The organism is Polaromonas sp. P1_G4, from assembly GCF_056405475.1.
In genome coordinates, this window is sequence record NZ_JBFUCA010000937.1 from 1 (window position 1) to 866 (window position 866).

At 48.8% G+C, this 866-nt stretch carries 2 protein-coding genes; both read left to right on the forward strand.

Annotation, left to right across the window (positions count from 1 at the left end):
* Positions 1-12 precede the first annotated feature (12 nt).
* Positions 13-681 (forward strand): type IV pilus inner membrane component PilO, encoded by a 669-nt coding sequence (locus AC1D1X_RS24575; protein ID WP_477669884.1) that lies wholly within the window; start codon positions 13-15, stop codon positions 679-681.
* Positions 678-866, forward strand: a complete 189-nt coding sequence (locus tag AC1D1X_RS24580; protein WP_477699523.1) for a hypothetical protein — start codon at positions 678-680, stop codon at positions 864-866. Before AC1D1X_RS24575 ends, AC1D1X_RS24580 begins: the two co-directional genes overlap by 4 nt.

Sequence of the window (866 nt, forward strand, 5' to 3'; positions counted from 1 at the left end):
ACGAGTTTGACCATGGCAAAAATCTCTAAAAATTCCATCGACTTTGCAGCAATTCAAAGCAGTCTGAAGTCCCAGTTTACGGGACTGGATCCCAATGATCCACCTTCATGGCCAGCACTTCCACGTTACCTCCTTTGTTTGGCCGTCACGATTTTTGTTGTCGTGGCTCTCTGGTTTGTATGGCTCAGCGCGTCCGATGAAGAGTTGACGGCGGAGAAAGCCAAGGAAGTCAAGCTCAAGGAAGATTACACAAAGAAGCTTGCACAGGCTGTCAATCTGGATGCGCTGAAGAAGCAGCGCGAACAGGTTCAACAATATGTAACCCAGCTTGAAAAGCAACTACCGAGCAAGGCCGAAATGGACGCACTGCTTTCTGATATTAATCAGGCGGGTTTGGGGCGTAGTCTGCAGTTCGAATTGTTTCGTCCAGGTCAGGTGAGCGTGAGGGAGTATTACGCGGAATTGCCGATCGCTGTTCGAGTCACTGGCAGATATCACGATATCGGTGCTTTTGCAGCTGATATTGCCAATCTTTCCCGCATTGTCACTCTGAATAATCTGAGCATAACGCCAGGCAAAGATAGTACCTTGGTTATGGATACCACAGCCAAAACGTTCCGCTATCTGGACAATGATGAAGTAGCCTTGCAGCGCAAGAGCGCTCCTGGAGCCAAAAAATGAGTGCAGGAAAATATGCGGTAATTTTTTGCGGTTTGGCAGGGATTTTATTGGGCCTGTCCGGCTGTGGTTCCTCTGAACAGGAGGAGTTGCAGGAATGGATGACCCAGCAACGGAACGCAACCAAGCCGAAAGTAGAGCCGTTGCCAGAGCCTACTAAATTTTCACCTCAGTTGTATGGCCAGTAA

Coding starts and splice junctions, on each gene's coding strand:
- AC1D1X_RS24575 (WP_477669884.1), top strand. CDS start 13: ATGGCAAAAATCTCTAAAAATTCCATCGACTTTGCAGCAATTCAAAGC.
- AC1D1X_RS24580 (WP_477699523.1), top strand. CDS start 678: ATGAGTGCAGGAAAATATGCGGTAATTTTTTGCGGTTTGGCAGGGATT.